The following is a 14,335-nucleotide window of genomic DNA, read 5'->3' as shown; positions in this document are numbered from 1 at the left end:
AATACGTCGTAGTTTTTCCAAAATTATAAGTCCTCGATGAAGAATAGCACTAAACACATATTAGAAATTAATCTTGCCATGCTTTTTGTGAGCACATCTGGTGTTTTGGGGAGATATATAGATTTACCTCCTGCAGTAACTATAGGTATCAGATCTTTTGGTGCGATGCTGTTACTTGGACTCTTTGTAAAGTGGAAAGGTTTTTCTTTTACGCTTGCGCGAAAAGATATGCTTGCGATTGCTCTTTCTGGAGTTTTTATGGGACTACACTGGATTACCTACTTCTACTCATTACAACTATCTAATGTGGCTATCGGGATGCTCTCCCTATTCACCTATCCTGTGATGACTAGCTTACTAGAACCACTATTTTTGAAAACCAAGTTTTCAAAAATGCACTTGCTACTAGGGGTGCTTGTATTGATAGGTATTTACTTTCTTGCGCCTACTTTTGATACAGAAAACGACTATTTCCTTGCGATACTCATAGGATTGCTGTCTGCATTATGTTTTGCAATACGTAACCTACTAGTAAAAACAAAAATAGGTTCCTATAACGGGTCTGTAGTGATGTGGTACCAAACGCTGGTGATTGCGATTATGCTTATACCAGCATATTTTATCTTTGACACCGAAGGTTTTGTTGCAGAGCTGCCTTATATAGGATTGCTTGCTCTTATAACCACCGCTTTAGGACACACGATGTTCTTGTTTAGTATCAAAAGATTTTCTGTTACAGCAGCTAGTTTAATGGGAAGCGTGCAGCCTATTTATGGGATCATTCTAGGTATTATTTTTCTTAATGAAATCCCTGGATGGCGTACTGTGTTGGGAGGTTCTTTAATACTATTTAGTGTAGTGGTAGAGAGTTTAAGAGCGTCGCGAAATAAGTAGGAAACCCCTAGTTACAAGCCTTCCACACAGCATCACCTTCGGGAACTTCGGCTGTAAAAGTCATTTCTTCCTTTTTTACAGGGTGGGTGAGGGTAAGCTTTCGCGAAAGCAAACTAATACTACCATCAGGATTGCTGCGGTCAAAACCATATTTAAGATCGCCTTTTATAGGGGATCCTATAGCCGTAAGTTGGGCTCTAATCTGATGATGTCTCCCAGTGTGCAAGTCAATCTCGAGTAGGTAAAAGGTTTTGAGTTTTTTTATAACTCTATAATCTAAGATAGCCTTTTTACTATCTGGAACCTCGTGCTTGTGTGCGTAGCTTTTGTTTTGTTTAGGATTCCTCTTTAGGTAATGAATAAGAGTGCCACTCTCTGCCGGTGGTGGATTTTTTACTAACGCCCAGTAGGTCTTTCGTGTTTCTCTTTCGGCAAAGGCTTTGTTGAGGCGTGGTAGCGCTTTGCTTGTTCTTGCAAATACAACAATTCCAGAAGTAGGTCTGTCTAATCTATGTACAACTCCTAGATAAACGGCACCTGGTTTATCATACTTTATAGCAATATACTTTTTTACCACCTCGCTTAGGGGCGCATCACCTGTTTTATCCCCCTGTACAATATCTCCACTACGTTTATTAATCACAATAATGTGATTATCCTCATAAATAACGTTGAGGTTGTCTGCAGTAGAGAGGGTATTATTCATTGACGGTTTTTCTTTTAGAAGCTATAATTATATCCACATTATCACGAGCGCATGAAGCTCTGCGTGATAATATGAGTATAATGGAATTTAATACGGTGTATTAATATTGCTCATCTTCGTTAGGGAAGCTTTGATTTTTCACATCTGTGCTATATTGCTCAAATGCTTTTGTCATTTCTGTATGAAGATCTAGGTAACGTCTCAAAAAACGTGGGTTGAATTCATGTGTCATTCCAACCATATCGTGCGTTACTAGTACTTGACCATCTACACCAGCACCAGCGCCTATGCCAATTACAGGAATTGTAAGACTAGCGGCAACCTCTTGAGCTAGTTTTGCAGGAACTTTTTCTAAAACAAGTGCAAAACAACCTGCTTTTTGAAGCATTAGTGCATCTTCCTTTAGTTTTTGAGCTTCTTCTTCTTCCTTTGCTCTTACCGTATAAGTACCAAATTTATAGATACTTTGTGGTGTAAGTCCTAGGTGGCCCATTACAGGAATTCCTGCGTTAAGAATACGCTTAATACTTTCTTTTACCTCTTTACCACCTTCTAATTTTATAGAGTGTCCTCCAGATTCCTTCATGATGCGTATTGCAGATCGTAACGCTTCTTTAGGATCACTCTGGTAACTACCAAATGGTAAATCTACCACGACCAAAGCTCTGTTAATAGCACGCACAACAGAAGAGGCGTGGTATATCATTTGATCTAGCGTAATAGGTAGTGTGGTCTCGTGTCCAGCCATTACATTTGAAGCACTATCCCCTACGAGAATAACATCTATACCTGCACCATCCACTATTTTTGCCATGGTATAATCATAGGCAGTAAGCATTGATATTTTTTCTCCACGAGCTTTCATCTCAGTAAGAGACTTTACGGTTACTCTTTTGTATTCTTTTTTGGCTGTAGACATTTGTTTATTTTTTCTGTTACAAAAGTAGTAAATTAGATACCTATGTGTTAAACATTCTTTATGCGTCTTAAATATCTTTTTGTTCCAATGATTGCTGTCTTTATACTGTTTGCTTTTGTAAAAGCAGATAATCATTATTACAAGTCTTCAAATCAAGATCCTCAGGGAGAACAAGAGGTGAAAGAGGTAGTGCAAACATTTTTTGAAGGTTTCCATAAGCAGGATTCACTACTTATTAAAAAGGTAGTTCATGAAGATGTTATGATGCAGTCTATAGGCAAAGGGAAACTTGGGGAGATTGAATTGAGTAAGCAAGATTTTAATCAGTTTCTATTATCTATTTGCTCTATACCAGAAACTACTGCTTTTGAAGAGCGCATAGCAGATTATGAGATAAAAATGGATGGTAAAATGGCAAATGTATGGACGCCATATTCATTTTATATTAATGGTAGTCTTAGTCATTGTGGCACAAATAGTTTCCAACTTTTTAAACGCAACGGAGTCTGGAAAATCTTTTATATAGTAGATACGAGAGATCGAGAGGATTGTGTAGAGAAGCGGGGATAGAAGGAGTAATTCTTTAATCTAGCTTATAAATTAATCTAAAGTCCATATTAAACTCAAATCCAGTAGAGAACCCCTCTTCACGTCGCGGATTTGTATCACTAAATAAAAAGTTTTCTTCAAAATCAAATCCTCTAAAATTGGGATTCTCAATATTGCTATAGCTATTATCCTTAAAACGAACGCCTAGACCAAAGTTTATACGCAACATAAGTGTATTTGATAATCGAGTATACTCTCCAAAGTTTACTAGAACTCCATTCTTTACACGTTGATAGTCTGCACGGTCAAAAGCTATAAGATCTACTGTGCCATTTGCATCGTTTACAGGCTCAAAAGTATCAGAAATTAGCGTTTCTTTACTGTTTATGTAAAACAACTCTAGGCCTACATAATTAGTATATTTCTCTCCTTTGCCTATAAAATAAAGTACTTCGGGGCGTATTTCATAAAGGCTATAATTGCTTGAATCTCCATTTGTATAAGGCAAGCCTTGAAAACCTACTCCCACGCTACCACCTACAGACCAGTGACTATTAAGAGATTTTGTGTAGCCTATATTTATTCTAGGAAAAGGCGTGATAGGACTAACTAAACTGAGACTTAGGTATGATTTTACGGGTATCCTTGAGATGCTATCCCTGCGCTCAATTTTTTTTACACGTTTTTCAACGCGTATCGCTTTCTTTTCTTCACGAGTGGTCTGTGCTTGTAGTGTTTGAATGCAACATAAGATAATGACCAGCGCGCTTGTAGTAATTCTCATTTAAGGTAGGATTTAGTGAGGATTCTCTATAAAGATGCATTTTCCACCATAAGGTTGCGTTGTATTTATAAAAGCACTCTTAACAATCTGCCATTGCTACATTAATAGCCAGACCACCTTCTGAGGTTTCTTTATACTTGGTGTTCATATCTTGAGCAGTTTGCCACATAGTGTCAATCACTTTATCTAGAGGAACCTTAGCATTTGCAGCATCTCCATCTAGAGCCATTTCACAAGCATTAATAGCTTTGATTGCTCCCATGGCGTTACGTTCTATACAAGGAATCTGTACGAGACCTCCTATAGGATCACAAGTGAGGCCTAAGTGATGTTCCATAGCGATCTCTGCAGCCATGAGAACTTGTTCTGGGCTTCCGCCCATGAGTTCTGTAAGACCAGCTGCTGCCATGGCACTAGATACTCCTATTTCTGCTTGACATCCACCCATTGCTGCAGAGATGGTTGCTCCTTTTTTAAATAAGCTTCCTACCTCACCTGCTACGAGAAGGAACCTTTTAATATCTTCAAAATTTGCATCGTGATTTTCTATAACGATGTAGTACATCAGTACCGAAGGGATCACTCCTGCGCTGCCATTAGTAGGAGCGGTAACCACGCGTCCTAGAGATGCATTTACCTCATTTACTGCAAGAGCAAAACAAGATACCCACTTCAATATTTCGCGAAAGCGTACCTCTTGACTTCGTATCGCTTTTATCCACTCATACTTATCTGTATAATTGGTGTTTTTTTGAAGTTTTAAATGAGAATCATATGCTCTTCTTCGTACATTTAGTCCGCCAGGTAATGTTCCCTCTGTGTGACAACCTATGTACATGGAGTCTAGCATCACATCCCATATTTGTTTAAAACGTTCATTAATTTCCTCTTCTGTGTGGAGGTAAAGCTCGTTTTCTAATACGATTTGAGAGATAGGTTTTCCTTCTTGCTTACAGAACTTGAGTAGGTCTGTAGCTTTTTCTACCGGTCTAGGGAAACATTCAAATTCTATTTTCTTGCGTTCAGCACGTTTGCGTTCTTCTTGTACAACAAAGCCTCCACCTATGGAATAATATTTTTCTCTTACCTTCTTATCATTAGTTAAGGTTGCAGTAAATCGTATCCCGTTAGGGTGAAAGGGTAAAAATTTTCTATTAAATACGATATCCTCATTAGGGTTGAAGTCAAAGGTGAATTCGCCATCGAGGTCAAGACGTCTAAAAAGTTTTATGTGATCTACAGTAGTAGGGATTTCATCTATATTACAGGTTTGTGGGTCTGCACCTGTAAGGCCCATAATCACGGCGACATCTGTAGCATGGCCTTTGCCAGTAAGAGATAGCGATCCATAAAGGTCTACTTTTATAGTAGAAACCATCTCAAATTTATTAGTGTCTTTTAATTTTTTAATAAAGCGTTTTGCTGCACGCCAAGGTCCGAGCGTGTGAGAACTTGAAGGTCCCACGCCTATTTTAAGCATATCAAATACGGAGATGGATTCTATTTGCTTATTCATATTTCAAGCGTCATTATATAGTCGGTTTGAATCTCTGCAATCATATCATAATCATGAGTGCCTGTGATGATAAAACCTTGTTTTTTGTAGAATGTTATTGCGTCTGGATTTTCCTCCCAAACGCCAAGCCAAATGTAGTTTTTTTTAAGCTGTCTCGCTTTGATAATCGAAAAATCTATAAGCCGTTTCCCATAACCCTTGCGCAAGTAAGGAGTGTCTATATAAATACGTTCTATTTCTAGTCCATTAGGCTCTTGGAATTCTGTTTGAGCCTGATTAACATTCAACTTTAGGTACCCTATAATAGTATCATTGTCACGAGCAAAGAACCACAGCGAGTCCTCATTAGATAATTGTTTGTTGAGGTGCGCTTTCGCGAAAGCGTACTCATAATAACTTGCGATGACTTCAGGTTTGTTTTTATGAGCAAATGCTGCTGAATAGGTTCGTATTGCAAGATCTTGTAGGACGTCTAGTTCGCTATTTTTTATAGGCGTGACAATCATTGTTTAAGAATTTTCCATTGTTTTAGAGAATATCAAAATGATGATTACAAAACCATTATTCATCGCATGAAGCGCCATAGGCCAAGCGATATTTTTATTCTTAATTTTAAGTAATCCCATCATAAATCCTGAAATAATTCTCGGGATAATGAGTGCGATAAGTGCTGCATTAAGTACAAAGGTGTCTACATAATTATTGATGTGCACCATGCCGAAAAGTAGCGAACTCACAATAAGAACAACCATAGCGTGACGTGATAAGAAGTTACGTATTTTAAGAGTACGCTGCTCTGGTATGAGTTGTTTGAGAATGGTGAATACAGTAAATAAGAAGATAGCTATGAATCCAAGTTTTATTACCCAGTGTACATCTGCAGGTATAAATTTATTTGAATAAAAGAGCGGCCAAGAGCAGAGCAGGAGTATGATGTCTGAGTGACTTGGCTTTATAAGTGTACGAAACATCATTTCCTCAATAATAGGAGCAAATAGTACCGCCAGTACAAATAACTTAAGCGGATTATTCTTCAATAATTCGCGCAAAGTAGATTGCTCATAGTCTCGTTCAAATATCTCTGGAAACTGAGTTTTAAGGATCCCGAATATTGTAAAGAAGATAATGTATAATCCCCAGAGGTAGAGGTAGTATTTAATAAGGGTAGTGGTCTTGTTGATAGCTATATATTATTAAACAGCCCTTGAATAATTTTTGTCAAGGGCTGTATTTATTAAATTATATGAAAATCCTTTCGGGATTTCTTTAATGCTTTGCTCCATTTTCAATACCCACAGAAGATTTTTTGATAAAATCACGTAAATCGTCATTTGCATTGATAAGATCTTCATTGCGCAGGTACATCATATGCCCAGATCTGTAGCCTTTAAAGCTCAATCTATCAGATAATTTACCACTTGCGTTAAGTTGCCACATTACATATTTTGCATTAAAATAAGTAGTTGCGCCATCATAATAACCACTTTGTATCATTACGTTGAGGTTAGGGTTTACACCCATTGCCTTGCGTAAACTTGCGCCAGTATTGTTATTAGAACGATCCCAAGGACGCACTGGTCCAAACATATTATAACTAAGATCTGTTTTTAATCCTAATTCTTGACTGTAGTAGTAGTTGATCGCTGGAGTAAAAGAATGTAACCATGAGGTAAGCTCACTATTGTAATCTGGTCCATCACCAGCTTCTTTTACGTCTAGTCCTTTATAACGAGAATCAAGACGTCCTATGGTAAGTCCGTCGCGGTTTCTCAATAAATCCTTCCAGAAGTAATTAAAAGGAACTTCAAGGTTGTTTTGTCTTATGGTAGTTTCTGAGAGTCCAGAGTAATACGCCATTTTTTTAATAGCAGCCTCTTTTTTATCTGCTTCTAGATAGCCAGATTTCACCAGTAGTGGTAAGAGTTCGTTTACGGCATAGTTTTCACTTTCGGCAAGTACTTCTGTTAGGTCTTTTTGCTGTAGTGCTGGAGGTAGCATATTGTGATACCATGCAGCAGCTGTAAAGTAAGGAAGACGGTTTGCAACTTCTACCGGTCCATCAAAATCAAAACCTATTTCTGTAGGAGATACTAGTACCACCCCATTAATAAACATCCATTTACTATCTTGAAGTTCGGCGGCAAGTCCAGATACGCGGGTGGTACCATAACTTTCGCCTATTAAAAATTTAGGAGAACGCCAGCGATTATTTCTTGTAACAAAAGTATTTACCCAGTCGGCTAGATATTTAATATCTGCATTTACCCCAAAAAACTGTTTAGAGTCTGGCATTTCTCCTTTTTCATTAGGCAGCATTCGGCTGTAGCCAGTATTTACAGGATTTACAAATACGATATCTGCTACGTCTAGAATCGAATTAGGGTTACTCTTTATGCCGTAAGGTTGTACAGGAAAACCTTCGTCATCTATTTTAAGGATGCGTGGGCCTGTATAAGCAATGTGCATCCATACAGATGCAGATCCTGGACCACCGTTAAAAGAAATAACTAAAGGTCTAGTCTCATCATTTTTAATATCAGAACGTTTGTAATAGGTGTATAATAAACTCGCAACAGGCATTCCTTTATCATCCCAGACTGGTTGAAAACCAGCTGTAGCTGTATACGGAATCGTTTTTCCTTTAATAGTGATAGAATGACTTGATACGATGGTGGTATCTACAGGAACCGAGACTTTTTGAGAATACGCTTTCGCGAAAGCGGAAACAACAATGATACCCGTGAGAATGTGTTTGAAATACATGGATTGTAAATTTTGGTTGTACTTATAAAAATAGCATCTAGTAGCTAAACATAAGAGAATAAAAATGTTTTTAACGAATATGCTATGGCGCGATAAATAGTGTGTATAATAATGCACACCCAATCGCAATGGCAAAGCTCAACATAGTACCTATCAAAACATATTCTGTTTTGAGATAGTCACCATCTTTAAACCTTAAGATAGATTTTGCAGTAATCAAAAACCCTACAGCACTGAACTGCCCTACGATGATAAGCACAAGTACTAGCCATCTTTCTGTGATACCTATGAGTCGGCCAGCATTAGGTAGGTCTTGTGATTTTTCTGTAAATGAAACCGAGAATAGATTGAAAATCTCTTTTATCACAATGTTTGCCGGCTTTGTACAAAGGAGAAACATAGCAATAAGGCATATAAGTGAAAAGTAGGAGGCATCAAGCATAAGTGGTTGCCATCCCAAGATATTTACATAAAGAACACTTGCTACCACATACGTGATGATGTGAAGTAATTGATCTATAAAGAATGCACCTTTATGCAGCCATTTACTGTTAAGTAATTGAGGTTTTAATCCGTCAATAATCCAGTGTATACCAGCGATTGCTATTGCCCAAGGTAGAAACCTATAATCGAGAGAGGTGATAAAAGAAGCAATAAACACGGTGAGAATATGCCACTTGAGATGTTTGCTTTTAAAGCCTTTTTTTGCCTTTGACTTTGCAGTTTTCTTAGATTGAAAGGTATAATCTGCTAGCAGGTGACCTATGGTCTGTAGGGCGATGAGAGTTGCTATATCCATTATGAAATCTTACTTAAAGTGTGATTAAAATACCTGATGGCTTTGTCCATTCCATTCCATCCAGAGGCTGTGGAGTGCTGGTTAATAGAAGACTGACTTACGCCTAGTTTTTTTGCGATAACCTTTTCACTATTACCCATGATTTTTAGAAATAAGACCTCGCTTTGTCTGCTGGTTGCTCGTGCTAGTAAGTGATCTAGTAATGAGATAATCGCATCTATGTTGAGATTAAGTTCTTCATTTATAGAGCTAAAGAATAGCGTATTTTTTATAACCATACGCTCCTTATTGTGAGTGCTCTCACTACTTATGGCGCGACCACTCCTGTAGATAGCATCGCCATCTATAATGTTTTCTTCTCTATTAAATCTATCTAGCCTGCCTAAACCCATGGCAAGGCGTATGCTATAGGTTTGAAAAACTCTTGTTCTATTATTTTCTACTTTTTCCTCAATTTCTAAGGACTTTATAAATGTTTTGATAGCGAGCGCTACGGCTAGTCCATTTTGGGGATCTGGAACTACACACTCAAGATAATCTCCTTTAATGAGTCTAGAGAACGTGTCGTACTTCGTTTCTAGTTGCTGAAATAGCTGTAAGAGCTGCTGTTCGAGCGTTTTCTTTTCGTCCGTGCTTAAACTTGTGTAGGCAATAAAATCACCAGAAATTACTATATGATTGGTATAATCCACCTTTTGAATGCTTTAATAATCAAATATAAGCAAATATGCTTATAGAATACATTTATAAGTAAATAAGCTTATAGAGTGTATTTATAAGTGTATATGCTTATAAAGTATATTTATAAGTGAATAAGCTTATAAATCTATTTTTCAGTATGTACGATTGTACCATTCTTAATAACCAGATGTATATCTTGTGTAGCGCTTATGTCTAGTAGCGGATTACTATTAAGCAACACTAAATCTGCTTTGTTACCTGCAGCTAGATGATAGCCTTTCTTGTGTAAAAAATTTGCACCTTGATACATCGTTGCAATTGCATTTGCTGGAGAGATGCCAGCCCTTACCATTTCTTCTAACTCTCCATGTAACGATGGTCCTGGGTAAGTGTAAGAGTTGAAAGCGCCACTATCTGATCCCGAAAGGAGATTAACTCCAGCTTTGTCTAATGAAGCAACGAGATTTAGAAAAAATTGCTGTAGCTCTTTCCTGTCTTGTTTAGCTTTTGGACTAGCATTCAGAGCACCTTTATTCCTCCCTTCATAAGTGGCTATAAAATCTGCATCTAGCGTTTTTAAATAAGCATCATCGCTGTGATTTACTTCGTCCATATAACTCAGCACATCGCCTATGTATAAAGTAGGAGTGACGTACACATTGTTGCTTTTTAATTTCTCAAAAGTACTTTGTGCTGCCTCCTCATCATAGCTTGCTATAAGCTGTTCCATGCTTCCCCAGAACCCTAGCTTTCCATCTTTTATGTCTTGAGTGATCTCTTTTTCACGAGAAGAGCATCCTTTTAAAATATAATAGAGGTGTTCAATATTATCAATTCCAGCAGCTATAGTTTCATCTAGTGTTACTGTAAAAGGCATGTGTCCAGAGGTAATCATTCCGCGCTCTTCGGCTTGTGTTATAATAGATAGGTAGGTATCTCTAGCGATTGTACTATCATAAAGTTTTACATAATCGACGCCTAGTTGCTGCAAAGAATCTAGGGCTTTGCTTATCTCATCGTCTGTATTCACGCCTATAGAACCTGCCCAGCGAGCATTCTTTCCATCTAGTTTAGGTCCAGATGTGTAAATGGTAGGACCCATGCGCTTTTTATTTTTTATTTCTTCATTCCATTGCTGTACTTGGGTAGTGAGATCGCCTCCAGCATCGCGCACCGTTGTAATTCCATATTTTATAAATTGTTCAAGAAATTTTTCATTTTGCGGAATAAGAGCTTCGCCTCCGCGAAAATGAGTGTGATTATCCCAAAACCCAAGAAGTAAAAACTTACCACTACCGTCTATTATATTACCATCTTTATCATCCGATAGTGTGCTTACCTCTTCAATTTTATAGATCGAATCATTACTGAGATACACATTTTTATTACTACTTAGCGCTCCATTTTCGTCTATAATGGAGACATTGCTTATCTTGAGATCATACGCTAGTTTTGTGCCCTTAGGCTTGCAACTTACTAGTAGTAAAAGTATCGCTATGGTTGAGTATATATACTTCATGTGATTGATGGTGTCTGTTTTAGGTGGTTTTAGTGTTACGCTTTCGCGAAAGCGTAGTTCCTCAAAGCTAAGTCTTAAAATTACAAAATAGCCAACTATTAATAGGAGGGATGTCGCTCGCTCTAAATTATCAATTACATTGCGCTTTAAAGAAATACTATGAACTCCGAAAATCTCCAAATTATATCTGATATGTTGCTCATGGCAAAAGCAGATAATCACTTACATGAACGCGAGTATGATTTTATACTTATGGTTGCAAGACGCATGGGAATATCAAAAGATGAGGTTGATGCGCTTGTAAAAAGTCCTCAAGATAAGATGGTGTATAAGACAGAAATGCAACGCCTCACGCAGTTTCATAGGCTTCTATTGGTGATGAATGTAGATGAGGAAACTCAATTTGTAGAAATTGACACGCTACGCAATTACGGGCTAAAGCTAGGTATACGGGCAGAAGCAGTGCAGCAAATCCTAAGTGAAATGGGAGATTATGAGCATAAAATAATTCCTTCTCATCGTCTTGTTGAGATTTTTAAAAGATTCTACAACTAACGCTAATTGACAAAAAGGCAGCATTAAATTCTATAAATCGGTCAAAAAGTCATAAAATTTACATTGGAACTGAATTTGCCTAACCCATAGCAGAATCAGTTAAACTTTAAATTTATAATTATGACTTTAGTTAGAAAAAATACAGCTCCATATTTACCATCAGTTTTTGAAGAATTATTGAATACTGACTGGCTAGGTGGAAGAACAAACACATTTGCAACTGCAACACCTTCTGTAAATATTATAGAGAAGGACGATTCCTTTACGGTACAAGTAGCTGCTCCGGGTCTCAAGAAAGAAGACTTTAATATTCAGTTAGATAATGATTTGCTCACAATCTCTACTGAAATTAAGAAAGATGAAGAGACTGGAGAAACTCAGAAATTTACGAGAAGAGAATTTAATTACACTTCGTTTAAGCGCTCGTTCAACTTACCTGAGTCTGTAAATACAGCAAAAATAACAGCCGAGTACGTAGATGGAATTCTTGCAATAGGATTGCCTAAGCGTGAGGAAGCTCGTGTGCAGCCATCTCGATTAATCGAGATAGCATAACAATTTAAGTTGGTTAGTTTGAGATTGGGTTTCCGTAAGGAGACCCTTTCTTATTTATGCGAGTTCCTTAAGTTTATCTTGGTAGACCTTAATTTGATCTCTGAGCTTTGCAGCCTGCATAAAGTCTAGTTCTTTTGCAGCAGCTTCCATAGCCTTACGAGTGCTTCTTATTTTCTTTTCAATCTGCGGCCTTGTTTGATACTCTTGCGCATCTTCGGCAGCTAGGTTTACAAGTTCTTCGGCTTCTATTTTATAAGCTTCTTTTTGAGTCATCGCATTATCCAACGATTTTTTAATTGCCATCGGGCTCAATCCGTGCTTGGTATTGTAGTCTATTTGTTTTTGTCTGCGATAATTACTGTCGTCTATGGTTTCTTGCATAGAGCGAGTAATTTTATCTGCATACATAATCGCCTTACCGTTTATGTTACGGGCAGCACGACCTATCGTTTGTGTGAGTGATCTGTTACTACGTAAAAAACCTTCTTTATCTGCATCTAGAATTGCTACAAGGGAAACTTCAGGAAGATCCAGTCCTTCTCTTAATAAGTTTACACCCACAAGTACATCGTATAATCCTTTACGCAAATCTTGCATGATTTCTACACGTTCTAGCGTGTCTACATCAGAGTGTATATAGCGGGTTCTTATGTCGATTCGCGTTAGATATTTTGTAAGTTCCTCTGCCATACGCTTGGTAAGGGTAGTGACTAGAATACGTTCATCACGAGCCGTGACTTTTGTGATTTCTTCTATAAGATCATCTATCTGGTTAAGGGATGGACGTACTTCTACGATAGGATCTAGTAAGCCTGTAGGTCTAATGATTTGCTCTACATAGGCTCCTTCCGTTTTCTGTAATTCATAATCTGCGGGAGTTGCAGATACGTAGATAACTTGGTTCTGCATAGCTTCCCATTCCTCAAATTTAAGAGGCCTGTTATCCATTGCTGCAGGAAGTCTAAAGCCGTATTCTACTAGGTTTTCTTTTCTACTTCTATCACCTCCATACATAGCACTTACTTGAGAGACAGTTACGTGACTTTCATCTACCACCATTAAATAGTCGTCTGGAAAAAAGTCTAATAAACAGAACGGTCTAGTACCTGGCTCACGTCCATCAAGATATCTTGAGTAATTCTCTATTCCTGAGCAATACCCAAGTTCGCGTATCATCTCAAGGTCAAAATTTGTTCGCTCATCAAGGCGTTTTGCTTCTAGATGTTTACCTACACCTTCAAAAAAGCCAACTTGCTTTGTAAGATCCTCGCCTATTTGATTTATAGCTCCTTGGAGTACATCTTGCGAGGTCACAAACATATTTGCAGGGTAGATGCGCAATTGCGAGTACTTCTCAATTACTTCTGCAGATGCTGGATCAAAGGCTTCAATCTCCTCAATCTCATCACCAAAAAAGTGAATTCTAAACGCCATATCTGCATACCCAGGAAAAACCTCTACGGTATCTCCTTTAATTCTGAAATTTCCGTGGTTAAACTCACTTTCCGTTCTAGAATATAAACTTTGCACTAGTTTCTTAAGAAACATGGTGCGGGCGATTACTTGATCTTGCTTAATCTCAATAATGTTTTTTTGAAACTCGGCAGGGTTTCCTATACCATATAAACAAGAAACCGAAGCTATCACAATCACATCGCGCCTCCCTGAGAGTAGGGAAGTAGTGGTGCTCAATCGCATTTTTTCTATCTCCTCATTAATAGAAAGATCTTTTTCAATATAAACTCCAGAGGAAGGGATAAATGCTTCTGGCTGGTAGTAATCATAGTAGGAAACAAAATACTCTACGGCATTATTTGGAAAAAATGCTTTAAACTCGCTGTATAACTGGGCAGCAAGTGTTTTGTTATGCGCAAGAACCAGTGTGGGTTTTTGCGTTTCTTGAATCACGTTTGCCACGGTAAATGTCTTTCCACTTCCGGTCACACCTAGCAGTGTTTGGTAGGCTTCATTTGCGTTTACACCGTCTACTAATGATTTAATAGCAGTGGGCTGATCGCCAGTAGGTTTAAAGGGTGATTCAAGTTTAAATTTCAAGAGCAGAATTTTTTATAAAATTACGAGTTTTTACGCTTTC

Annotated in this window: 15 protein-coding genes; 4 read left to right on the top strand and 11 right to left on the bottom strand. The window is 37.8% G+C overall.

Features of this window, described 5'->3' with window-relative positions:
- Positions 1 to 36 precede the first annotated feature (36 nt).
- A complete protein-coding gene (locus SJY37_RS15180) occupies positions 37 to 894 on the top strand; it encodes a DMT family transporter (protein ID WP_298327056.1) in 858 nt (285 codons plus the stop codon).
- 7 nt (positions 895 to 901) lie between these two features.
- Here SJY37_RS15180 and SJY37_RS15175 read toward each other — a convergent pair whose 3' ends face one another.
- Complete coding sequence (locus SJY37_RS15175; RefSeq protein ID WP_298327059.1) at positions 902 to 1,600, bottom strand: RluA family pseudouridine synthase; 699 nt, start codon at positions 1,598 to 1,600, stop codon at positions 902 to 904.
- A 100-nt stretch (positions 1,601 to 1,700) separates the two neighbouring features.
- Positions 1,701 to 2,519, bottom strand: a complete 819-nt coding sequence (panB, locus tag SJY37_RS15170; protein WP_013751674.1) for a 3-methyl-2-oxobutanoate hydroxymethyltransferase — start codon at positions 2,517 to 2,519, stop codon at positions 1,701 to 1,703.
- A gap of 60 nt (positions 2,520 to 2,579) precedes the next feature.
- On the opposite strand from panB, the gene SJY37_RS15165 reads away from it, so the two are divergent.
- On the top strand, positions 2,580 to 3,089 hold the full coding sequence (locus SJY37_RS15165; RefSeq protein ID WP_298327063.1) for a nuclear transport factor 2 family protein: 510 nt from the start codon (positions 2,580 to 2,582) through the stop codon (positions 3,087 to 3,089).
- A gap of 13 nt (positions 3,090 to 3,102) precedes the next feature.
- On the opposite strand, the gene SJY37_RS15160 is transcribed toward SJY37_RS15165, so the two are convergent.
- From SJY37_RS15160 to SJY37_RS15125, 8 genes are all read right to left on the bottom strand, one after another.
- Complete coding sequence (locus SJY37_RS15160; protein WP_298327066.1) at positions 3,103 to 3,852, bottom strand: hypothetical protein; 750 nt, start codon at positions 3,850 to 3,852, stop codon at positions 3,103 to 3,105.
- Positions 3,853 to 3,931: 79 nt separating this feature from the next.
- Positions 3,932 to 5,368: an L-serine ammonia-lyase gene (locus tag SJY37_RS15155; protein ID WP_298327069.1), complete on the bottom strand. Its 1,437-nt coding sequence runs from the start codon at positions 5,366 to 5,368 to the stop codon at positions 3,932 to 3,934.
- Positions 5,365 to 5,874 (bottom strand): GNAT family N-acetyltransferase, encoded by a 510-nt coding sequence (locus SJY37_RS15150; RefSeq protein WP_298327072.1) that lies wholly within the window; start codon positions 5,872 to 5,874, stop codon positions 5,365 to 5,367. Before SJY37_RS15150 ends, SJY37_RS15155 begins: the two co-directional genes overlap by 4 nt.
- A 3-nt stretch (positions 5,875 to 5,877) precedes the next feature.
- Positions 5,878 to 6,417 carry a CPBP family intramembrane glutamic endopeptidase gene (locus SJY37_RS15145; protein WP_298327075.1) on the bottom strand — a complete coding sequence of 180 codons (540 nt, stop codon included), beginning with the start codon at positions 6,415 to 6,417 and terminating at the stop codon, positions 5,878 to 5,880.
- Positions 6,418 to 6,634: 217 nt separating this feature from the next.
- Positions 6,635 to 8,131, bottom strand: coding sequence for a S10 family peptidase (locus SJY37_RS15140; protein WP_298327078.1), 1,497 nt, complete (start codon positions 8,129 to 8,131; stop codon positions 6,635 to 6,637).
- Between the two features lie 82 nt (positions 8,132 to 8,213).
- Positions 8,214 to 8,930, bottom strand: coding sequence for a DUF3307 domain-containing protein (locus SJY37_RS15135; RefSeq protein WP_298327081.1), 717 nt, complete (start codon positions 8,928 to 8,930; stop codon positions 8,214 to 8,216).
- Positions 8,930 to 9,622 (bottom strand): fumarate hydratase, encoded by a 693-nt coding sequence (locus SJY37_RS15130; RefSeq protein ID WP_298327085.1) that lies wholly within the window; start codon positions 9,620 to 9,622, stop codon positions 8,930 to 8,932. Before SJY37_RS15130 ends, SJY37_RS15135 begins: the two co-directional genes overlap by 1 nt.
- Positions 9,623 to 9,756: 134 nt before the next feature.
- Positions 9,757 to 11,130, bottom strand: a complete 1,374-nt coding sequence (locus SJY37_RS15125) for an amidohydrolase family protein (protein ID WP_298327088.1) — start codon at positions 11,128 to 11,130, stop codon at positions 9,757 to 9,759.
- A 159-nt stretch (positions 11,131 to 11,289) separates the two neighbouring features.
- Here SJY37_RS15125 and SJY37_RS15120 point away from each other — a divergent pair, with 159 nt between their 5' ends.
- Together SJY37_RS15120 and SJY37_RS15115 are read left to right on the top strand one after the other, a co-directional pair.
- Complete coding sequence (locus SJY37_RS15120; protein ID WP_298327090.1) at positions 11,290 to 11,685, top strand: TerB family tellurite resistance protein; 396 nt, start codon at positions 11,290 to 11,292, stop codon at positions 11,683 to 11,685.
- A 120-nt stretch (positions 11,686 to 11,805) separates the two neighbouring features.
- Positions 11,806 to 12,240, top strand: a complete 435-nt coding sequence (locus SJY37_RS15115) for an Hsp20/alpha crystallin family protein (protein WP_298327093.1) — start codon at positions 11,806 to 11,808, stop codon at positions 12,238 to 12,240.
- A 54-nt stretch (positions 12,241 to 12,294) separates the two neighbouring features.
- Here SJY37_RS15115 and uvrB read toward each other — a convergent pair whose 3' ends face one another.
- Positions 12,295 to 14,295 (bottom strand): excinuclease ABC subunit UvrB, encoded by a 2,001-nt coding sequence (uvrB, locus tag SJY37_RS15110; protein WP_298327096.1) that lies wholly within the window; start codon positions 14,293 to 14,295, stop codon positions 12,295 to 12,297.
- Positions 14,296 to 14,335 lie beyond the last annotated feature (40 nt).

Source organism: Dokdonia sp. R78006, assembly GCF_042466145.1.
Taxonomy (GTDB): domain Bacteria; phylum Bacteroidota; class Bacteroidia; order Flavobacteriales; family Flavobacteriaceae; genus Dokdonia.
This window is presented reverse-complemented; position numbering and strand designations above follow the sequence as displayed.